Source organism: Mycoplasmoides alvi ATCC 29626 (assembly GCF_000701785.1).
Taxonomy (GTDB): domain Bacteria; phylum Bacillota_I; class Bacilli_A; order Mycoplasmatales; family Mycoplasmoidaceae; genus Mycoplasmoides; species Mycoplasmoides alvi.
This window is the reverse complement of sequence record NZ_JNJU01000001.1, coordinates 174,151-195,820: the sequence shown is the minus strand read 5'-3', so window position 1 is coordinate 195,820 and position 21,670 is coordinate 174,151. Positions and strand designations below refer to the sequence as shown.

Here is a 21,670-nt window from a genome sequence, read left to right as displayed (position 1 = left end):
TTTTCTCACCATTTTAAATTGGTACTTATTTGATCATTAAAAACTATTAACAATTTTAATATTTTATTCTGTATTTATAACATGTAATATAAAATCAAATATGTGTTGATTTTTATTAATTAATTCTTTAAATTTATTTGGATAAAACAAGTTGCTAACATAATAAACTATAGTTTTTCCTAATTCAATTGAATTAATTTTATTTGGAAATTTAGGAAAATAAAAATTTGCAATTTGCTCAACAATTGATAGTGCCATATCTTCTAGTGATGGTTCTTGAAATAATAAATTGGATATTTCCTTTTCTACCTCATTGTAATAATTTAAAACATCATTGCTAAATAAATTATGTCCTAAAATTATTTCTGATGAATCATTTATGTTATGATTAAAAAAAACTATTTTTGAATTTACAAAATCTAAAATTTCAGATATTAGATACAAAATATTAAGTTTTAAATCATTTTTAAATTCTTTACTTGTAAAAATAAATCTAAAATAGTCAATATCTTCTTTCGCAAAATAACCAATTGGTTTTGTAGTAAAATAATCAAATATGTGAATATTTTTTGGAAAATTTTCTAAAGCTAGTTTAATTAAAGATTTTGAATCTAGATTTTCAATTTTATTATTTCTTTTTTCATAAGTTTCTTGCCTAATCAGTTTAATCATCATGTTATAATACTTTTCAACTTTATCTGGAATATATGGCGCTTCAAGTTCTTCTAATAATAATTCAATAGCTTTTTCATAATTTTTTTTTTCAAATTCTTTATATGAATTATTTATAATTTTTAGGTAAAAATTATAATTAACAATTGAATTTAAATTTTCATTTTGAGAAAAAAAATTTACAAGTTCTTTAATATTTAAAAAAGAATCAAAAAAATTATTTGCATTTTTTTTCATTTTCACTTAGCATTCCATTTGCAATAACATAGAAATCATTAATTTTAAAATTATTTCTTTCAAAATAATGTTTAATATTTTGATTAAGTTCTTCATCAAAAGGCAATGTTATAAATTTATTGTTATCAAAACTAAAACAATAAACATGCTCATGACTTTTATGTCTGAGATTAAACAAAGGTTTAAAATTTCTTGTATTTAGAAATGCATTTACTACTTTACATTTTATTAATGAGTGCAACACATTATAAACACTTGCAACATTAGGTTTCTTTTTATTAGTTGTTTCTAAGTGTTGTATAATATCATCAATAGTATGTCACTTATCATGATTTATTAAACATTTAATTATTTCAATTCTACTATTAGTTAATTTCAAATTTGATTTCTTTATTTCATCTAAATAAAATGTCAATATGTCATTATTTTTCATAATTTTATTATAACTTAATTATTACTCCTTTAAAGAAAACTAAAGAGTAATTCTATTTCCTTTTTGTATGGTGGTAATTTATCTACATAAGGTGTTTCTAAAATAAATGGAATATTTGCAAAATTTTTGTGCTTAATTATGTTTACTAATGAGTTAATACCAATAGAACCTTTGCCAATATTTGCATGTCTATCTTTTTTAGAACCAATTGGATTTAAGGAGTCATTTAAATGAACCAATTTTATTTTTTTTATAGAAATATATTTATTAAATTCACATAAAACATTTTCAAGATTAGATAAATCATAACCTGCATCGCTTACATGACAAGTATCAAAGCAAATACCAACTCTGTCTTTTTGCATTATTCCATTCAAAATAGATTTTAATTCATAAAAATTTTTTCCAATTTCATTTCCTTTTCCAGCCATTGTTTCAAGACATACAATAACATTGTGTGTTTTTTTTAAAACTTCATTTAAACTTTTTTGCAAATTCATTATTGCAATTTTTGGTGTTGTTTTAACAGCACTTCCTGGGTGTAAAACAATATATTTTGCACCAATTGAATTTGATCGATTAATTTCATTTATTAAAAAATCAATACCAAAAGCACGTTTAGATTCATCAATAGATGATAGATTGATTATATATGGAGCATGTACAATAATATTTTCTTTTGATAAATTAAAACTTTGCATTAAACTTCATGCTTCATTAATTTTTAATTCAGATAATGGTGAACGTTTTGAGGATTGAGGTGGACCATTATAGATCATAAAAGCATTTGCATTATAACTTATAGCTTCTTTAACACTACCCAATAAATAATCAGGAGCTTTCATTGAAACATGAGATCCAATAATAATTTCTTTATTTTTCATAAATTTTAATAATCAATAAATTTTTTAGACGAAATACCTAAATCATAATGATGTTTTTTCTTTTCCATATGTGTTAAAACACTAGAAATCTTAGAAATTTCTTCATCCATATAATGACCCGAAATAAAAACATAACGATCTTTGCTTATAATTTTTAAAAAATCGCAAAAATCTTTTGAACTTAAAATTTTATTTGTAACTAAATCAATGATTTCATCTAAAAATAAATAATCAAAATTTTTATATTCTTTTTTTAAAAAATTTAATGCAGTCTGTGCTTCATTAATAATTTTATTTTTTTCAATATCATTTTTGGTTCAAATAAAATGATTTGTAGTTTGAAAAAGATGAATCTTTACACCTAAAGCTTCAAGGATTTTATCTTCACTACTTCTGATTCCCTTAAAAAATCTAATATACAAAATTGATTTTTTTGAAGCAATTGCTCTTAAACACAAACCATTTAATGCTGAAGTTTTTCCTTGTCCAAAACCATAATAAGAATAAATCATTACAAAAATTATTTAATCTTAACTTCTATAACACTAACCTTAGTTTTATTTTTTCCAAACTTTGTGTATTTAACCACGCCAGAAGACATTGCAAACAATGTATCATCTTTTCCTTGACCAACATTTTTTCCAGGCCAAATGACATTACCTCTTTGCCGATAAATAATCTGCCCTGACTTTGCCAATTGACCATCAGCCAACTTAGCACCTAAAAATTTTGGATTAGAATCGCGCCCATTTTTGGTCGAACCAACACCTTTTTTAGAGGCAAAATATTGTAAATCTATATTGAATCAAATCTTTATATTGTTAAAATCTTTCATAAACAACCTCATATTTATAAATTGATTTTTTGTGAAGAACCTAAAATTATAACATGTTTAGGATATAACTTAGCAATTGCCTGAATTTGTGTTTGAATAACTTGCATGGCCACTAAATTTTGCAAATCACTATTTTGCAATTCACATAAAAAAAAATCATTTTCTTGATCTGAAACAACTTTAATATTTTTTTGCTCAAATCAATTTATTCCACCAAATACAATTCCACTTATAGCGGCACACACAATATCTTCACCTTTAGGACTAAATAAAGCATGACCCTCAATTTTAATACCACCCGGGTAAAATGTAACTGAAAGCATTGGTTAACCTTTAATAGAAATAACTTTCAATTTTGTGTATGGTTGACGATGACCATATTTTTTTAAGTGATGTTTTTGACTAATATGCTTGATGACATTAATTTTTTTTTGTTTTCCTTGTTTTTCAACAAGACAAACAACCTTAGCATTTTCCAAATAAGGTTTTCCAATTCTATTATCAATCATTAAAACTTTGTCAATAACAATTTCACTACCAACATCTGCTTTAATTTTTTCAACATATATCTCATCTTTTTCATGAATTAAATATTGCTTAGAACCACACATCACAACAGCAAACATTTCATACCCTCCAAAATAGACTCGTTCATAAGGCAAGCAAAAAATGCTATTTAAAATTTTAACCTTAATTCAAAACGGTTCAGTTGGAATAATTTACATTCTTATGTAATACATAATACAATTAAAAATTCAATTAATTCTAACATAATTTTAAATAATTAAGTTATTCTTTATCGCTATGTTTTAATAGCATCTTTATTAAAACAAGCATTAAATTAAATTTATATAAATAATTTAAGAAATAGACATAAAAGTTTCTTATAAAATTTTTTGCTTAAAAAATAATTTTTTAAGTAAATATGATACATTTTTAAGTCTAAATTCTATAAAATAATAGAAAAAACTAAAAATTACACATTTTATTAAATATTTTTAAGTTAACTAAAATATATAATCATTTATGCATAAGTTTGTAAACTAAATTATGCAAAATAATTTATTTTTTTTCTTTATTTATTAAATTTTCAAAGGCCGAAACAAGATCATTAATAGTTCTTAATGACATCATTACTTCATCAGTCAATTGAACATTAAAATATTCTTCAAGACTCACAATAACTGAAAAAGTATCCAATGAATCTAAACCTAATTCTTTAAAATCAACATTTAATATATCATCATTTATATTAACTTTTAATTGTTTTTCTTTAATAATATTTTTTAATTGTTCTAGTACCATAAAATTTATAAAATTTAAAAAACCCTTAAACATGTTTTATAACATGTTTATTATAGCATTATACATTTTTACTTAATTCAACAATAATTTGATCTCAATATCTTTTTGGTAAATTATCAATCTTAGAATAATCATTGTCAAAATATCATAATACATTTAACAAAATATTTTGTTCATTGTAATTTACTTTATAATCTATTTCTAATGTCATAGTTGAGTTTTTATTCTTAAAAAATGGGTGTTGGTAAATAGATTTAGTAATTCATGATTTTATATTTTTAAATAAAAGATTTTGATCTATATCAAACTTTATTACATTGTTATATGAATTTGGTATAAAAGCTTGATATGAAATTAAATTATCTCATTCGGGATTGTTATACAAATATGAATGAATATTTGCATACATATAACAATATGAATCAGGATTACCAAAAGGATATGTTAAATTTTGTAATTCAATAGATGATTCTGGATATTCTTCTTTTAAATGAGTTTGAGAAGTATTGGTATTGTTACTACTACTACTACTACTACTACTATTATTATTATTATTGCCACTATCATTTAAATTAGAAGATGACTCATTATTATTAAAATTATTTTCCTTTACATTTTTCTTTTGAGTGGACACAATTGTTATAATTGCTAAGGTTATTGTAGTAGATAACATAATTCCATTTGTAATTCAAAGTAAAATTTGTTTTATTTTTTTGCTCATAATTAAACTCTAGTAAATCCATTAAGTGTATTTATTGGAAAATAATTAAATACAAAAAAATCTAATTTATTTAAATCATTTAATGGAATTAAGTAATTAAAATTATTTATTCCTGATATTTTGTAATAAGAATTTTTAGTTTGAATATCAAAATTTATTTCATAATATCCATTTCCCCCTTCTGGTAAAAGAAAATTATGTCCATTTTGCAAATCCTTAACTAATTCTTTTTTAACTTCATCATAAGTGACTTTAAATGGTAAAGAAATTGTGTGTGTTTCATTTGCAATTAATGAATAATTGCGTTTTTCTGAGTATGTTAAAACTTTATATCCACTATTTCTAGGTGTATGATAATAAAAATTTAAGTTCATATTTGACATAATTAATGGAATTGATGCTGTTATTTCGAATAAATTTTCTATTGATTGTGCTTTTGACAAGTTCATATAATAATTTGAAATTCATGAGAAATTAAATTTTTCACCAAATGCATTTGTAGAAGAAGGAAAAATATCATACAACTCGCTACTTCCATAATTATTTGCAAATTTAAAATATGAATCTAAAGAAACATCAAATGAGATATTTGTTTCATAAAGATCATCTAAAAATGATTTCAATGCATAGGTTTCCAATTGATTTTGTATACTGGAAAGAAGTTTTTCATTACATGCAAATCCTAAACTTGCAGGAACAATTAAATTTTGAAAATTAGCATTAGTGTATGACAATTTATTCTTTGGTATTTGAATAAAAGCTCTATAAGCTGTTCAACCATCATCAATTGATTGAATATCATCAACAGGAATTAATTGTATATCTTGTTGACTATATTCAGGAATATTAAAAGACATTACAATTAAATTATTTGGCAAAATGCTATTTATTCTAAATAAAATTACATTATCAAAATTAATGTAATTACTAGTTGTGTAGACATTTGATGAATATAACTTCGCTTCAAAATATTTATCTCCATTTGGATCCAAAGGGTTTAAAACCCAATTGTTCGAATAAGAAATTTGATTGTAAGTTACTATCATAAAATTAACTCACAAAAATTTTTACTAGCTTCATTTAATAATCTATAAAACCATGGTTTACTATAAAATTTATCAGATGCATTTTTGTGGTTAATAAAAAAATCTTTGATTATTTCACGGTCTTTTTCATTCAAAGTTTCCAATGCCCGTTCTATAAGATTTATAAAAATTTGATCTTTTTTAGTTAAATCCTTTATGTTAACATTTTTATTATTAATTGGTAAGTATTCTCCTAAACATTTTTTTATAGAATTTACATTTGTACTTCTAAATTTTATGTGTTGATATTTTCTTATAATCTTATCTGCTAAGCGACGATATTCTGCTGATGTATAATTATTGTTTAAAAAACTTAGTCTATTTATCATTGTTTTTTTCTCTTTCCATAATATTTAGTTACAAAAAAAATTAATTTTGTACAAAATATTTTTAATTTCCTTTAAGTTTTATCTTATTTGGACATTTAAAGTCAATAAGTAAATTTTTTAGTTTTTAGTGTTAAACACTTTTTCTAAAAAATTTTAGAAACTTTTTTGTACAAAATTTATTTTTTATGAACTTTATATAGTGAGAGAGAATTAAATAAAATACTTCTCTAAATAAATAGAAAATAATTTGAAAGGATAAAAATGTTATCAGGAATAATCGCAAAAATAAATTATGTTGGAATAAAAAAAATTAATGTTCAAATTAATTCAAAATTTTATTGAATAAATGTTATTGAAAAAAATAATTTTAAAGTATCTGACAAATTTAAAAAAATTTTTTGCAAGCAAATAACCCAAATAGTAAATAATGAAATAAAAAATGAATTATATGGGTTTGAAACTATTAAAGAAATTGATTGATTTCAAACATTAATTAATTGTCAAGGAATTGGTCCTAAAACAGCAATGAAAATAATGAATCATGATATAAATAAAATTAAATTACTAATTAAAAATAAAAATTTAGATGAATTAAAAAAAATAGAGGGAATAAATTCTAATATTGCCTCCTATCTAATTATGAATAACTGAAAAAATTGAGAATTAAATGAAATAGGCAATAATGAAAACAAAATAGATAATCAAAAAATAACATTAAAAGAAGTAGATCGAACTGAAATAATTTCAACATTAAAACTACTTGGTTATGATGAAAAAATAATTATTGAATTAATAGACAAAATTAAATTTGAAGAAAATTATGAAGTATCAGATATTGTTTCTAATCTAATTAAATTAATGGCAAATAATGAATATGAACATCAAGGAATTTAGTGATTTTGAAGATTTTATAGGAAAAAATGACATAAAATCCCAACTTAAAACTTTTATTAATGCTTCTAAAATAAAAAATGAAGTATTGCCTCATATTTTATTATATGGACCTGCTGGAGTGGGAAAAACCACTTTAGCTAAAATTGTTGCAAATTGTTTGAAAACAAAAATAAAAATAATACAAGCAAATAATTTACAAAAAATTAGTGAAATATTAAATATATTTTCCCTTATTAACAAAAATGATATTTTGTTTATTGATGAAATTCATGCATTAGATCAAAAGTTGATGGAATTTCTCTTCCCTATAATGGAAAATTTTAGTGTTGATATTGTGATTGGAAAAGAATTTAATAGCAAAATAACAAGAATGAAAATTCCTAAATTTACTTTAATTGGTGCAACAACATATTACGGAAAAATACTTAATCCACTAGAAGATAGATTTGGAATAGTAATTAATGTTGATTATTACTCAATAGATGAATTAAAAATTCTTATAGAAAAAATAACTGAAAATTTAAAAATAAAATTAACTAACAAAGATATTCAAATTATTGCAGAAAGTTCTAGATTTGTTCCAAGATTAGCTTTAAGACTAATAAATTCAATTTATGATTATAAATTAGCAAAACCTGGAATGAAGATTGAAGAAATTATGAAAGAATTAAACATAAACAGATTTGGTTTAACAAAACAAGATATTAAATATTTAAAATCTTTGTTTAGCAATAAATTCTTGGGTTTAAAAACATTATGTTTAATAAATGATATTGATCCATTAACAATTGAAACTAAAATTGAACCACTTCTTTTAAAAATGAATTTTATAAAAAAAACACACAAAGGAAGAATAATTACTGATGAAGGCAAAAAATATTTAAATCATATAGTTGAATAAAAATAACTAAAATTAATAATTTTCTTTTGATAAATTATCCTTAGTTTGTGAAACCAAAATTATTCCAGATTTAAATGAAAATTTACCATTTATTGATGGCAAAAACTCATTACTAGAAAAACTTTTACCGCTAGGAATGTTTTGAGAATTTAATTCATACTTTAAATTTAATATGGATAATTTTTGTATAGATGTCAAAGCATAAAAACCAACATATTTCATTGAAGAAAATGGTTTTAATGTTCATTTTCCAGGCAAATAAATTTTTACTCAATTGTTTTTATCAATAAATTCAATTTTTTTTACAAAAAATTTATATTTCACATTAGTTAATGCAGATAAATTTGCAAGTAATTGATCAATTCTTCCTCCATTTCAACCATAAACCTTAACACATTTAACATCTTTTTGTTTTAATAATCAATTTAAAGCTAGTTCAAAATCTGTGTAATCTTTTTTTGAATTAAATTTAATAAAAATATTAGATTTTTTTTTAATCAATTTTAATTCATCAGAACTAACTGAATCAAAATCACCAATTGAAGCAAATAAATCTATGTTGTTGTTTAAAGCAATTAAAGCTCCTTTATCAACACCTATTCATTTCATTTTACGTAAAGTTTTATTTAAGTGATTCTTAAAATAAATAAAATCTAAATCACCATTAAGTATTAATCCATAGTTCATATAAAAAATTATAATTTTAAATTTATTTAAATAAAAATATAAACACATTTTAAAACTTATATAAAAATAAAATAATAAAATTAGTATGCTTTGCGGTTAACTGCTGATGATTAACAATCATTAGAGGAAAGTCCATGCTCACACAAGCTGAGATGCTTGTAGTTTTTATGTAGATTTAATAAATAAAATCTAGCTTCTTTTTAAAAGGAAGACGGCGCAAATAACCTAAAGTTTTTTAATTTCAAGTAATTAATAAATAATGGTAATTTTGCATAAAGTGCCACAGAGACGAGTGTTAATGAAAATTAATAGTGAAACGTTGGTAAACCCCATAAGTGAGAAACCTAAATGTTGGTAAGGGAACGCAAAATTAAGAAATGAATTAAAATTGCGACACATTACATAATTTAAATGTGTAGATAAATAGTTAACGTCCTTAATTGGATACAGAATATGGCTTATAGCAAAGTATAGAGACCCTAAATTGGGTCTCTATTTTATTAATGTTGAGTTTTTATTCTTCAAAACGATTACTATCAAAAAAGTTCCCTTCAGAAAAAGACTCAATATCAAATTCTTGAATTTTAGGCAAATCTTCTATTGTTGATATACCAAATAAATCAAAAAATTTATCAGTAACTGAATAAATAAATGGACGTCCTCATGTATCAGCTCTACCCAATTCTTGAACTAATCCATGATTAATTAAAATGTCAACTAATGGAGCAGAATCAGAACCTCTAATTTCTGAAATTCTTGGTCTAGTACATGGTTGATTATATGCAATAATCGCAAGAACTTCCATAAGTTTAGAATTTAATGGATTCTTAAATTTAAGATTAGCATATTTTTGCATTTCATTCTTGATATCTGGTTTAGTTAGTAATTTAAATTTATTACCATACTCTTTGATACAAGTTCCAGTATCTAAATCTTTATCCATTTTTTGTTGTATTAAAAGAACATGATTTCTAATTTCATCCATAGTTAATTTAGGTAATATTTTATGTAGTTCTGCTAGATTCATTCCTTCTTTTCCTGCAACAAATAATGCTCCATGAATTATTGCTTTAATATCTAATTTAAATTCTTCTAAATGAGAACGTTTTTTAGGTAAATTTGCCTTTTTCTTTTCTAAAAAAAATTTTTTTTCTTTTTCAAAAATTGTTTTATTACTTAAGTCCTCTTTTAAAACAGGATTATTATTTTTATTTTTTTTTTGAAACTTGTTTTTTTCGAAATTTTTAACTTTCTTTTTCATAATGAATTACCATTAATTATTTTTATTTTTTTCATCTATTTCTTTTTGTTTATTTCTTAATTTTTCTTTTTCAGATTTTGATAAATTTCTATATTCATCTCTAGAAACATAAGCATCACCATATTTAGATTTTAAATAAGCTTCTCGCTTTTTAAAATATTCTTCTGCTCGTTGTTTTAAAATTTGTTTTCTATACTCTTCTGTTTCTTTTTTAAAATCTTCTTGTCTCTTAATCATTTCTTCAATAGATTCTTCAGGTTCATTTATCTCAATCTTATTACTTAATTTGATATAAATTTCATCATCCATTTTTAGCTGAAACATTTCAATCTTTTGATATCTAGTCAATACAAGTAAAGCCAAAAAACATGTAACAAAATACATTGAATTTAATTTAAATGGATCAACTTTAGATAGCAAATTTGTTAAAGATATTTTTTCTAAATTAGAATCTTTAATAATTTTATATATTTCATCTTGAACATCTTCTACTGACAATTCTTCAACAATAATCTTAGGTGAATTTGCAAGTTTATTTTTAAAACGTTGAAAAATTCTTTGCATTGCAAAAATTAAATTATTAGGATTAACATAGTTTGGCAATGGAGCTTCTGGTAAATCATGTTTGGGTGATTGAAAAACTTCTCAACTATCAGCTTCCTTGCCAATCATATTAAAACGTTCTAATTGCATTTCTTCCAATTTAGGCAAAACTTCTCGATAATGTTTATATTCAATTAAATGTTTTACTAAACGATCACGTTCTTTATTATTGGATAAATCATAATCATCATTAACATCATCATTTTTTTTTGGCACAATACTTTTTGATTTTAATTCAATTAAATATGTTGCCATTACTAAATAATCAGTAATTTGTTCAATATCAATATTTTTCATATTCAATTTAATAAATTCTAAATATTGAGTTGTTAATTCAGCTAAATTTAAATCTAAAATATTCATTTTCTTTTCTTGAATTAATGAAAGTAATAAATCAAATGGTCCTGAAAAATGTTTAAAATTTAAATTAAAAATGTTTTCTGAAATATTTTCAGAAACATTTGCTATGCTAACACTTTTTTTACGATAAAACAAGACTTTAAATTTAGAATAATTTTTAGTTTTATAAAGTTCAAAATTATCTAAATTTGGATTAAACTTAGTATCACATTTATAGTCATTGAATAATTGACTAATAATTAATTCATCAGCAAATGGAAAAAATGCCTCATAAATAATTTTTCCACCTATGACATATATATCCACATTTTGAAAATCTTTTAATACACCTTTTACAGTTGAATAAGTTAAACCCCCAAGTGCAATATCATTCTTATGATTTCGTGTCATAATAACATTTGTTCTATTGATTAGTAATTTATTTATACTTTTATAAGTATTAAAACCCATAACAACAACTTTATTTATTGTTGTTTTTTTAAAATGTTCTAACTCTTCAGGAATATTTCATGGAATTTCATTATTTTTACCAATTCCATGTTTTAGATCTTCACACCAAATAAGTTTAATCATAATTACACCGAAACTTTACCTGAAATTTTAGGTCAATAATCATAATTAATCAATTGAACATCATTAAATTTAAATTCAAATAAATTATTTACATTTTTATTTAATTTAATTAATGGTAATTTTTTTGGTAATCTTTTTAATTGTAATTTTACCTGTTCAATATGATTTTCATAAATATGAGCATCACCTATTGTATGAATAAATTTACCACATTTCAAGTTTGTAACATGAGCAATCAATATATTTAATAATGCATAAGAAGCAATATTAAATGGAACCCCTAAAAATAAATCAGCACTTCTTTGATACAATTGACAATGTAATTTATTATCTAATACTCTAAATTGAAACAAAGTATGACAAGGTGGCAAAGCCATATCATTAATTTCTAGAGGATTTCAAGAACTCACTATCAATCTACGTGAAGTTGGATTCTTTTTGATTTCTAAAATTACATTTTTAAGTTGATCAACTCCATTAAAATTTCGCCATTGTTTACCATAAACAGGTCCTAAATCACCTCATTTTTTGGCAAACTCATTGTCATTAATAATTTTTTCTTTGAATCAATAAATGTCTTGACCATTAAATAAATTAGATTTTTTAAATTTTTCATATGGTCATTCATTTCAGATATTTACATTATTTTTAACTAAATATTGAATGTTTGTATCTCCACTAATAAACCAAAGTAATTCATGAAGAATTCCAGCAAAAAAAATTTTTTTTGTTGTAACTAATGGATAACCTTGTTCTAAGTCAAATTCCATTCGTAAACCAAATTTAGATAATGTTTTAGTTGCTGTCCTATTTTCAGTTATAATGCCATTTTGAAGAACATCTTCTAATATGTTTAAATATTGAATCATATTTTTATTTCTTTTCTAAACTCAATTTTATTTTCAAATAGTTTTCGTGGATACTATTTCTAATGTTATTTGCAACATTATTTGAATCAACATTCATAAACTTTATAGGCATCAAAGGTTCTAAAAATCTAACATAAACTTTATAACCTTTATATTTATTTATTTTGTAATTTTTATTTTTTTTATCCATTCTTTGTTGTGTGTTATATAGAACTACAGGAACAATTGGCACAAAAGTTCTATAAGCTACTTTTAGTGATCCTCCCTTAAATTCTTTAATTTCATCACTAAATGTTCTAGTACCTTCAGGAAAAATTCCTAGAGATATATTGTTTCTAATCAAATTTTCCTGATCTTCAATAGAACTTGCTATTTGTCGTATGTCATTTCGATCTATAAAAACAACATCAATCAATCTTAATATCTTACCAAAAGGTTTGTCTAATAATTCTTTTTTCGCTACAAAAGTCACTAATGGATAATCTTTATGATTATTTAAAATATTTATTAATATTAAAGGATCAATATTTGATTTATGATTAGGTACAAAAAGTACTGGTCTTTTTGGAACATTATCTCAACCTTCTTCAATAATTTTTATACCTTTAAAATACAAAATTCTACTTACTAATAAATAAACTGTTCTAAAACGTTCATCAACATTAAACTTTTCAGGTGATTCTAAATATTTTTTGGATTTTGACAAAGCAAATAAATATCTAAACAACACTTCAATACCAACAATCGGAAATGTTAAATATTGCAAAAACCTAATAAAACACCTAGTAATTTTATTCATTATTTTATTAAATTACTTTCAGCTATACATATTGCACTAATTGTATTTGACTCGTATGAAACAGACAAATGCAAATTAATAGTATTGTCATCTACTAAAAAACACTCATACGAACCATTAATTTTTTTAATTTCTAAATCTGTAAACAATTGTTTAGTTTTTAATGACTTATAGATAGCTTCTTTTAATGCTCATCTAACAGATAAAAACATATTTTCTTTTCGATCATCTTTTAATTCTTGATATTTTTTCAACTCCGATTCAGTTAATAAACGCTTAATAAATTCATCAGTTTTTTTTTCTGCAATTTTAGTTATATTAACAACATCAATTCCTACACCTAAAATCATAAATTACATCCTTTGTATAAAAACTTAATAAATTTCTAATTTACGTAAAATCAAGTTCATAAACTTACTCATTTCTTCTCATTTTTCTTTGATAAAAGCATTACGATCTTGAAAATTTTTTTCTAATTGTTGAACACGACGCATCATAGCTTGATGACCATAACCATTGTTGTATAAATCTTGAATTTCCATTTGTAACTTTTTAATAATTGCATCCTGACGACTAGTTTTTTCACTAATTGATTCAAAATTATTAATTCCAGTTAAATAGCGTTCAAAAGATTTTTCATAATGATTTAATGTTTTAGCAATTTTATCCAAAAATTCATCAACATCATCAGGATCATAACCACTTGAACTAGTTTCCTTGAATCGTTTGTTTAAAATTTCATCAACAGTTACTCTTAATGCTTTTTCATTATCACTAGACTTCATTTTATAAACCCATATTTAAAAATTGATACATTAAGTTTTATTTTAATAGAATAAAAATAAAATAACATTTACTACTTATTATATTTTAAATAAATTTATATAATGAAAAACAAAAATATTACAAAGAAGCTTAATAAATTAGAACTTAAAAAATTAATAGAAAAATATAATACATTTTTAATCAAAACAAATGATCCTAATATTCATTTTAGTTTTATTCTAAATCAAACAAGAATAAATGTATATAAAACAGGTACAATAGTATTCCAAGGCAAAAATGCCGATGAAACATTTAATTTAATTTTTAAAAAAAACTGAAATATTAAGTTAGAACAAAACAAAATTAAAAAAAATATTAATAATGAAATTGGTTCAGATGAAGTGGGAGTAGGTGATTATTTTGGAGGAATTAGTGTATGTGCTGTTTTTGTAAACAAAGAAGACAAATTTGTTTTAAAGAATATTAATGTTCAAGATTCAAAAAAATTAAATAATTTACAAATTCAGCAAATGGCTCAAAAAATTATAAATGCAAACATTAAAAATTTTATTGCTCATGTGGATGCTAATGAATACAATAATTTATTTAATAAATACCAAAATTCTCATGTTATAAAAACTTTTCTTCATAATAAAGCAATTAATGGATTAATTCAAAAATATAACATAAATAGAGAAAATACAATAGTTATAATGGATCAATTTGCTAGTAAAAAAAATTATGAAAATTATTTAAACAAAATTGAAGAAAAATTAAAAATAAAAATTGATATTTTTGAAACTCAAGGTGAAAGCAAATATTTGTCGATCGCAACAGCATCAATTTTGGCTCGTAATTTTTGGTTGGAATCAATTAAAAAATTAGAAAAAAAAATAAATTCCAAAATATATCTTGGTTCAAGTAATCCAAAAGTTTTAAATTTGAGCAAATTTATTTATGAAAAATATGGTTTTGATGAACTAAAAAAATTTGTAAAACTTCATTTTAGTTTTACAAAAAAAATAATTAAATAATAAGTTTAAAATTTAAAATGATTTGACATTAGAAGTTTATTTTATTTTTGCACAAAAATTTTGTTCAATTCACATTTTTCCACTAATTTATTACTAATTTGATTAATTTCATTTGAAGATAATGTTTTATTTGTTTGTTTAATGTAATATCTAACTGTGTAACTGATGTCACTAAATTTATCTTTTTCCTCATTGACATATTTTAATTTATTTTTATCATTTACATTTTCTATAGACAACTCATTACTTTCTTCTACATATTCTTCAGAATTGTTTATTTTTTCTTTTTTATAAATAGAAATAATTTCTCATTGCAAAATTTCTGGGATTGAATTAATTATGTTCATAAATACATCAAATGATTGGTTATTAAATAAACAAAAAGTTATATCACGATCAATATTTTGTAATTTACTATAAGGAGTATACTGATGTTGAATCCTGTTCAAAGAAGTTATTAATTTTTCTAGGTTAATGTCTAAAGCATAAATCATGTTGTCATCTAAATGATATTTTTTTAAAATTGATGGTTTAATTTGCCCCATAAAACCAATAATTTCATCATATACAACTAGTTGCAAAGAATCATTGACAATTAAGTAATCTGATTTGTTAATGGGTTTATATTCACATCTAAAACCAAATGTATCAACAATAACATCACTTAAACCTTTCATTGTTAATAAATTATTATCAATTCCACTTTTAAATGGTATGTTCTCAAATAACTTAGAAGGAACTACAATTCCAACATGAAAATCAGAAGTTTTTGCTGTAGGCAAACTTTGTAATTCAAATATAGGTTTTAATTTATTATTACGTTTTTTATTATATTCAAGAACCCTTAATAAATTATTAATCATATTTATACGAAAATATTCATGTTCAACAGAAGAAGGGTTTAAAACCTTAATTGGATTTTCATAATTAAAAAAATTAAAAATTTTTGCATCTTCAAAATTAGTTAAATTATAAGTATTTACACTAGAAATTTGTAAACTATGTAATTTGTAATTTAATTTAGTGATTAGCTCATAATTATTCTCACTGGATGAACTAAATAGATAGTTAGCATTAATTGGTTCAGCTTTTAATGAATTAATATTGACAATTTTTACAATTTCCTCTGCTATATCTTGTCAAACTCATATGTCACTTCTATAAGCGGGAACAGAAACCATTTTTCCATTGACATAAAAACCTAGATTTTGAAGTATATTTTGGATTTCTGAATCAGATAATTCTTTATGAGATAAACCAATTAAATTACGAATATCATCAAAATTAATTGGAATTTTTCGATAGAATTCATCAACATTACATTTAGTATTTAAAGCAGAAATTTGTTGATAAACATTATCTTTTAATAAATATCGATAAACATGATCAATTGTTAGTTTTGTTGCATACAATGGAATTTGTTTAGAAAATAATTTACTTGATAAGGTATTTAAATGCAATCTTTCTGCAGTTTGTAAAATTTTTGTTTTCTTAAAATTAGCAATTTCAATTAAAAATGATGTAGTTTCAGAAGTTACCATAACATCTTTGGATAAAATAATACCAGCTATTGAAACAATTTTAACGCGATCACAAACAAGCAAATCGCCAGGCAAAATTTTATATCATTTCCCATCAGAAGCTAAAAATTTATCTTCGGTTGTAGCAATTCTTAATATCAACTCTCCTTCAATTTTTGAAGCATCATACACATTAATTGGGTTGCCAGTTAGCAAAGATATTAAAGTACAATGATCTATAATGTCATTAACTGGTTTAATCATGTGATTAATTAAAATACCCTTCAAATCTCATGTAGATTCTTTTACACGCTTACTTCTTAATCCAATTACATCAAAATAATTACAATAAGAAGGTGCATAATTTAAAACTTTATATGGATTATTAAATCATTGCATTTTGCTCTTATAGTTTCGCATTTTGTCTTTAAAATTAAGTTTTAAAGCAACTGCAATTTCACGACAAATAAATTTAGCACCTTGCCATTCTGGTCGATTAGTTGGAACATTAATATCAAAAACAACATCATTAGTACTAATATACTTTGTTATTTCTTTATCAAATAACTTTGCATCATCAAGAACAATAACTTTTTTTAAATCATTGTCAGAAATATATTTTTTATAATCAGGATTTAATTCTTCATATGAACAAATCATTCCTTCAGATATAACACCATTAATATTTTTAGACACAATAGTTTTGCCATTTGGTAGTTCAGAACCAATTAGAGCAACAATTACATACTTTCCAATTACTTCTCTTTTACTTACATTTTCAGCACCACAAACAATATCACTTACTTTAGAACTAGTAATTTGAACACGACATATGGTTAAATGTTCAGAATGAGGGTGTTCTTTAATATCAACAATTCTACCTATTGTTAAGTAAGTATCAATTTTAGGTGAATAATAAATCCCCTCTACCTCTGCTCCAATTGAATTGAGAGCATTGGAAATAGTTTTTTCATCAATATCATCAATATAGTCAATGAAAGTACTCATGATTTTTTTAGACAACAACATATTAATTTAATCCTTAAATTGATCATTAAAACGAAAATCATTTTCATAAAATTCACGAATGTCATTTATTTCATGTTTTATCATTGCCAAACGCTCAATACCAATTCCAGCAGCTAAACCAGAAAATTTTGAATTAATTCCAACAGATTTAATTACTACAGGATGCAATAATCCTGAACCTAAAATTTCTATTCAACCAGATTGCTTGCAAACATTACATCCTTTTTGACAATTTCAACATTTAACATCAACTTCAAATGATGGTTCAGTAAATGGAAAATAAGAAAGTCTAAATCTAGTTTTAATTCCATCAGAAAAAATATAGCTAATAAATTTTTGAATAAATCATTTTAGATTTGTTAGAGACATATTTTGACGAATTCATATAAAATCAACTTGTTTAAACTGATGAGAATGTGTTGCATCATCAGTATCATTGCGATAAACATTGCCAAAACTCAAAACACGAATATCTTTTTGCTGATTCATTTGCAAAACAGCTTGAATTGTTGATGCTGTACATTGAGTTCTTAATAAATGTTTATTATCTACATAAAATGTATCTTTAGTGCTTCTTCCAGGATGATCTATAGGAATATTTAAAACATCAAAACAAAAAGTGGTTGTAGTTAATTCATTATTATTTACAATTTTGAAATTAAATTTTTGAAAAAACAAAATAATTTCATCGATTGTTTTCTGAAGAATATGATTTGTTCCAGAAAATAAATTATTTGCTGGCAACATCATATCATAATTAGGAGAAAACACTTGATCAATTTGATCCTCAATTTTATTCTTAGTATTTTCTACCAAAAGATTAATTTCATCTTGTAAAATTTTTAATTGTAATCCTATTTCTTTTTTTTGGTCTTCATTTTCAGTTGATGCCAAATGTTGAAAAAGTGGTTTTATAAATTTTTTTGTAAAAACATTTTTAATTTCATACAATTTTCTAACATTATCAATGTCTTTAATTTCTTCTTTAAGCTGCCAAATTAATTCATCATGGTTAAATAACATACAAATACCACTTTCATTAATAATTAGAATTATTTCTTTGAATGTTTATTTTATTTTTAGATAAATAAGCTTCAAAAATATCATTTTTTGTAAAATTTAAATAGTAAGTTAATTTTAAAAATTCTTTTAAAAATAAGTTAGTTGACCTTGAATCAGAAATATTTTGAGCTAATTTAAAAAGTTTTAAAAAGAATGTAGTTAGTTGTTTGCTACTAAGTTTGTTTTTAATGGGTTTAATCTTATAAACTAATAAACAATCAAATTGAACAATAAAAGTTAATGCAAAATGTAATACATCCGAAAATTCACTTAAAATAACATGGTTTTCACTAGATGGTTTAATTGATCAAAATTTAAAAAAACGAATTTCATTAGCTAATTCAGAAAGTTCAACAAGTAAAGCTAATTTTCTTTTTAAAAATGTTTGTGAATATGAAAGTTTGAACTTACTAAGTATCTGTTCATCTAATTTTTTTTGAATTATAAATAATTTTTTTAAATTTCAAATCATTCTTTATTAACTATTATTTACTCATTACTTCTTTAACAAGTTGATTAAATTCCTGTGGTTGATTAATAGCCATTTCTGAAAGAATTTTTCTATTTATTATGATGTTATTACTTCTCAATTTATTAATAAAAACTGAATAAGTGACACCACACTCTCTTAAAACTCCATTTAAACGACTAATTCACAATGCACGAAAATCTCGCTTTTTATTTTTACGATCACGGTAAGAATACTTAGCAGATTGAATTACAGTTTGTTTAGCTATTTTATAAGAAACATGTCTAGTCCCAAAACTACCTTCTGCTTCATTAATTCATTTTTTGCGACGTTGTCTTGTAACAGTTCCACCTTTGACACGCATTTTAATTTCCTCCTATGCTATATGTGTAATAAAAACAAGTAAATAAAATTAATTTATTAAGTTGCGAATTGTTTTTTCTTGGTTTTTGTTAACTAAAGAAGACTTTCTTAAGTGTCTTTTTTGTTTGGTTGTTTTATTTGGAGCTAAATGAGATGTATAAGCATGTTTCCGCTTAATCTTTTTGCTCTTAGTTAATTTGAATCTTTTGGTTGCAGCACTTTTTGTTTTCATTTTAGGCATAAAATTATTTAACCTTTCTTTTTTTGATCATTTTCATTTACTTTTGGTTTGTAATTTTTGTTTGGAACAATTGTTGCTTCATAGGTATTAGCAGCAGTTCTAGTAAATTTTTTTTCAATTTCCCCATGATCTCCAATCAATTCAATAAATGAATTGAAGAGATTATTTATAATTTCTTCTCTAGTAATTAAACGATTAAAAGCTTTCACAGAAAATTTTACATGAAATCCATCATCTAATCAATTAATAGCATTCTTTGCCCTTCATGATATATCATGTTGACCAATTGTAGGTTTAACATTTATTTCCTTGACTTTTATAACAGTTTGTTTCTTTTTTGACTCTCGCTTTTTACGTTTTTGTTCATAAAGATAACGACCATAATCTAATAATTTTGCTATTGGTGGATTGGCATTTGGGGAAATTAAAACAACATCAAGTTGCTTCTCATTGGCCATTTGCAAAGCTTGTGACTTAGAAACTTCTCCTAAATTTGTTGCATTTTCATCAATTAAAATAATTCTATTAGGTAAATTTTCATTCATTAGTGGAGTATTACTATTTTTAATACTTTTTTTTGCATTACCACTATTGCTGTTTTGTTGATTACTATTACTACTCATTTATATCCTTTTTACAAACACAAAAATAAAAACCTGTGACTAACTAGCATAAACAAATATAAACACAAGTTACACTTTAATTAACCTTCATGTATTAAACCAAACTTTAAACATGACAAGGTGAGTTAAAAAACTTCTTTTGTTATATTAAATTAAATTTAAATAAACATAGCAATTATACAATACCACAAAGTAAAAATATCTAATAGTTATTTTTTTGTTGATGTTACCTATGTTTAAACCTATCTAAAAATTGTAAAAAACATGAAAATAACATTTAAACTCAATAATTAAAATATCAAAATTTAATGTTTCTATATATTTAAATAACAGTGCATGCATTAAATAAAAAATAAAAATTATACTATAACATTTGATTATAAATTTTAGTTAGAAACAGCAGTAAATTGTTTATTAATAAAATTTTTATTTTTAATTTCATCAACTAAAGCTATTGCATAATCAGCATAACTTATATAACTTTTGTTTTCAGAATTCATAATAACTTCATCATTTCCAATAATATATTTTCCTGTTTCCTTGCCTTTCTCATCAAAAAATATTGCTGGACTAAAAAATGTTCATCTTACATTTTTAGAAGCTTTTAAAATATCTAGTTCTTTCATTCTGATAATTGCAATATTTAAAAATTCTTTTGGGAAAGATAAACTTTCAAAAACATGCATTTTATGAGAATTATCAGTAAATAAACTACCTGCTCCACCAACTACAATATAGCGGATTTTGGTACCTTCTAATAAACTTAATAAATGAGTTGTAAAAATAATATATTGATCTAATAAATTATTTTCAGATACTCCAAAAGCATTGATAATAACATCAAATGAAGATAAATCTTTTTTAGTTAGATCAAGGATCTTTTTTTGAAGAATTTTAATTTTAGATAAACCATCTAACTTAGAACTATCACGAACAATTGCAGTAACATTATATTTTTTTCTTAAACATTCTTTCATTATTAGCATACCGGCTTTGCCAGTTGCACCTATAATTGCTATTTTCATAAATTAAACTTTCTTTTTAGAATTTAATTAAAGTATAACAACAAGGCAAGAAAATTGTTTTTATTTGCTTGAAAACTAAAATTAATTAAAT

The 21,670-nt window shown here is 23.1% G+C and carries 28 protein-coding genes and 1 other RNA gene; 4 read left to right on the top strand and 25 right to left on the bottom strand.

The window, feature by feature from the left end:
* Window positions 1-63 precede the first annotated feature (63 nt).
* From T383_RS0100780 to T383_RS0100730, 11 genes are all read right to left on the bottom strand, one after another.
* On the bottom strand, window positions 64-909 hold the full coding sequence (locus T383_RS0100780; protein ID WP_033159757.1) for a DUF3196 family protein: 846 nt from the start codon (window positions 907-909) through the stop codon (window positions 64-66).
* The gene (locus T383_RS0100775; RefSeq protein ID WP_033159756.1) at window positions 890-1,342 is read right to left on the bottom strand and encodes a transcriptional repressor; all 453 of its coding nucleotides are present in this window, start codon (window positions 1,340-1,342) and stop codon (window positions 890-892) included. Before T383_RS0100775 ends, T383_RS0100780 begins: the two co-directional genes overlap by 20 nt.
* 29 nt (window positions 1,343-1,371) lie before the next feature.
* Window positions 1,372-2,226, bottom strand: coding sequence for a deoxyribonuclease IV (locus T383_RS0100770; protein WP_033159755.1), 855 nt, complete (start codon window positions 2,224-2,226; stop codon window positions 1,372-1,374).
* A gap of 5 nt (window positions 2,227-2,231) precedes the next feature.
* Entirely contained in the window at window positions 2,232-2,738 is a 507-nt protein-coding gene (locus T383_RS0100765; protein WP_033159754.1) for a cob(I)yrinic acid a,c-diamide adenosyltransferase, read from the bottom strand.
* A gap of 8 nt (window positions 2,739-2,746) precedes the next feature.
* A complete protein-coding gene (gene rpmA / locus T383_RS0100760) occupies window positions 2,747-3,061 on the bottom strand; it encodes a 50S ribosomal protein L27 (RefSeq protein WP_052663912.1) in 315 nt (104 codons plus the stop codon).
* A gap of 14 nt (window positions 3,062-3,075) precedes the next feature.
* A complete protein-coding gene (locus T383_RS0100755; protein WP_033159753.1) occupies window positions 3,076-3,384 on the bottom strand; it encodes a ribosomal-processing cysteine protease Prp in 309 nt (102 codons plus the stop codon).
* 3 nt (window positions 3,385-3,387) lie between these two features.
* Window positions 3,388-3,687, bottom strand: a complete 300-nt coding sequence (rplU, locus tag T383_RS0100750) for a 50S ribosomal protein L21 (RefSeq protein ID WP_033159752.1) — start codon at window positions 3,685-3,687, stop codon at window positions 3,388-3,390.
* Window positions 3,688-4,123: 436 nt separating this feature from the next.
* Window positions 4,124-4,366, bottom strand: coding sequence for a phosphopantetheine-binding protein (locus tag T383_RS0100745; protein ID WP_169735583.1), 243 nt, complete (start codon window positions 4,364-4,366; stop codon window positions 4,124-4,126).
* 58 nt (window positions 4,367-4,424) lie between these two features.
* Window positions 4,425-5,087, bottom strand: coding sequence for a DUF5452 domain-containing protein (locus T383_RS0100740; RefSeq protein WP_033159751.1), 663 nt, complete (start codon window positions 5,085-5,087; stop codon window positions 4,425-4,427).
* A gap of 2 nt (window positions 5,088-5,089) precedes the next feature.
* Entirely contained in the window at window positions 5,090-6,133 is a 1,044-nt protein-coding gene (locus tag T383_RS0100735; protein ID WP_033159750.1) for a DUF5443 family protein, read from the bottom strand.
* Window positions 6,127-6,501, bottom strand: a complete 375-nt coding sequence (locus tag T383_RS0100730) for an MG284/MPN403 family protein (RefSeq protein WP_033159749.1) — start codon at window positions 6,499-6,501, stop codon at window positions 6,127-6,129. Before T383_RS0100730 ends, T383_RS0100735 begins: the two co-directional genes overlap by 7 nt.
* Window positions 6,502-6,762: 261 nt before the next feature.
* Between T383_RS0100730 and ruvA the strand changes: the two genes are divergently transcribed.
* On the top strand, window positions 6,763-7,395 hold the full coding sequence (gene ruvA, locus T383_RS03690; RefSeq protein ID WP_052663908.1) for a Holliday junction branch migration protein RuvA: 633 nt from the start codon (window positions 6,763-6,765) through the stop codon (window positions 7,393-7,395).
* Complete coding sequence (gene ruvB, locus T383_RS0100720; RefSeq protein WP_052663906.1) at window positions 7,376-8,296, top strand: Holliday junction branch migration DNA helicase RuvB; 921 nt, start codon at window positions 7,376-7,378, stop codon at window positions 8,294-8,296. The genes ruvA and ruvB overlap by 20 nt, the downstream gene beginning before the upstream one ends.
* 12 nt (window positions 8,297-8,308) lie before the next feature.
* Here ruvB and T383_RS0100715 read toward each other — a convergent pair whose 3' ends face one another.
* Complete coding sequence (locus T383_RS0100715) at window positions 8,309-8,983, bottom strand: thiamine diphosphokinase (protein WP_169735582.1); 675 nt, start codon at window positions 8,981-8,983, stop codon at window positions 8,309-8,311.
* 88 nt (window positions 8,984-9,071) lie between these two features.
* On the opposite strand from T383_RS0100715, the gene rnpB reads away from it, so the two are divergent.
* Window positions 9,072-9,449, top strand: an RNA gene (gene rnpB / locus T383_RS03825) — RNase P RNA component class B.
* Window positions 9,450-9,497: 48 nt separating this feature from the next.
* Here rnpB and scpB read toward each other — a convergent pair.
* Genes scpB through T383_RS0100685 form a run of 6 tightly spaced genes read right to left on the bottom strand, consistent with a single transcriptional unit; the run spans window position 9,498 to window position 14,233 of the window.
* Window positions 9,498-10,244, bottom strand: a complete 747-nt coding sequence (gene scpB, locus T383_RS0100710; protein WP_084269011.1) for an SMC-Scp complex subunit ScpB — start codon at window positions 10,242-10,244, stop codon at window positions 9,498-9,500.
* A 12-nt stretch (window positions 10,245-10,256) separates the two neighbouring features.
* Window positions 10,257-11,780, bottom strand: coding sequence for a segregation/condensation protein A (scpA, locus tag T383_RS03685; RefSeq protein ID WP_052663902.1), 1,524 nt, complete (start codon window positions 11,778-11,780; stop codon window positions 10,257-10,259).
* Between the two features lie 2 nt (window positions 11,781-11,782).
* The gene (gene thyA / locus T383_RS0100700; protein WP_033159747.1) at window positions 11,783-12,649 is read right to left on the bottom strand and encodes a thymidylate synthase; all 867 of its coding nucleotides are present in this window, start codon (window positions 12,647-12,649) and stop codon (window positions 11,783-11,785) included.
* A gap of 4 nt (window positions 12,650-12,653) precedes the next feature.
* Window positions 12,654-13,415 carry a lysophospholipid acyltransferase family protein gene (locus tag T383_RS0100695; RefSeq protein WP_169735581.1) on the bottom strand — a complete coding sequence of 254 codons (762 nt, stop codon included), beginning with the start codon at window positions 13,413-13,415 and terminating at the stop codon, window positions 12,654-12,656.
* Between the two features lie 32 nt (window positions 13,416-13,447).
* Window positions 13,448-13,798 carry a holo-ACP synthase gene (locus T383_RS0100690; protein ID WP_033159745.1) on the bottom strand — a complete coding sequence of 117 codons (351 nt, stop codon included), beginning with the start codon at window positions 13,796-13,798 and terminating at the stop codon, window positions 13,448-13,450.
* 24 nt (window positions 13,799-13,822) lie between these two features.
* Entirely contained in the window at window positions 13,823-14,233 is a 411-nt protein-coding gene (locus T383_RS0100685) for a DivIVA domain-containing protein (protein ID WP_033159744.1), read from the bottom strand.
* Window positions 14,234-14,335: 102 nt separating this feature from the next.
* Between T383_RS0100685 and rnhC the strand changes: the two genes are divergently transcribed.
* A complete protein-coding gene (gene rnhC, locus T383_RS0100680) occupies window positions 14,336-15,247 on the top strand; it encodes a ribonuclease HIII (RefSeq protein WP_052663900.1) in 912 nt (303 codons plus the stop codon).
* Window positions 15,248-15,288: 41 nt separating this feature from the next.
* On the opposite strand, the gene pheT is transcribed toward rnhC, so the two are convergent.
* The 7 genes from pheT to T383_RS0100645 form a co-directional block, all read right to left on the bottom strand.
* Entirely contained in the window at window positions 15,289-17,796 is a 2,508-nt protein-coding gene (pheT, locus tag T383_RS0100675) for a phenylalanine--tRNA ligase subunit beta (protein ID WP_033159743.1), read from the bottom strand.
* A gap of 6 nt (window positions 17,797-17,802) precedes the next feature.
* Entirely contained in the window at window positions 17,803-18,819 is a 1,017-nt protein-coding gene (gene pheS / locus T383_RS0100670; RefSeq protein WP_033159742.1) for a phenylalanine--tRNA ligase subunit alpha, read from the bottom strand.
* 16 nt (window positions 18,820-18,835) lie between these two features.
* Window positions 18,836-19,330, bottom strand: coding sequence for a dUTP diphosphatase (locus T383_RS0100665; protein WP_033159741.1), 495 nt, complete (start codon window positions 19,328-19,330; stop codon window positions 18,836-18,838).
* A 13-nt stretch (window positions 19,331-19,343) separates the two neighbouring features.
* Entirely contained in the window at window positions 19,344-19,691 is a 348-nt protein-coding gene (rplT, locus tag T383_RS0100660) for a 50S ribosomal protein L20 (RefSeq protein ID WP_033159740.1), read from the bottom strand.
* Between the two features lie 48 nt (window positions 19,692-19,739).
* Window positions 19,740-19,931 (bottom strand): 50S ribosomal protein L35, encoded by a 192-nt coding sequence (rpmI, locus tag T383_RS0100655; RefSeq protein WP_033159739.1) that lies wholly within the window; start codon window positions 19,929-19,931, stop codon window positions 19,740-19,742.
* Window positions 19,932-19,939: 8 nt separating this feature from the next.
* Entirely contained in the window at window positions 19,940-20,554 is a 615-nt protein-coding gene (gene infC, locus T383_RS0100650) for a translation initiation factor IF-3 (protein WP_084269009.1), read from the bottom strand.
* A 386-nt stretch (window positions 20,555-20,940) separates the two neighbouring features.
* On the bottom strand, window positions 20,941-21,579 hold the full coding sequence (locus T383_RS0100645) for an NAD(P)-dependent oxidoreductase (protein WP_033159738.1): 639 nt from the start codon (window positions 21,577-21,579) through the stop codon (window positions 20,941-20,943).
* Window positions 21,580-21,670 lie beyond the last annotated feature (91 nt).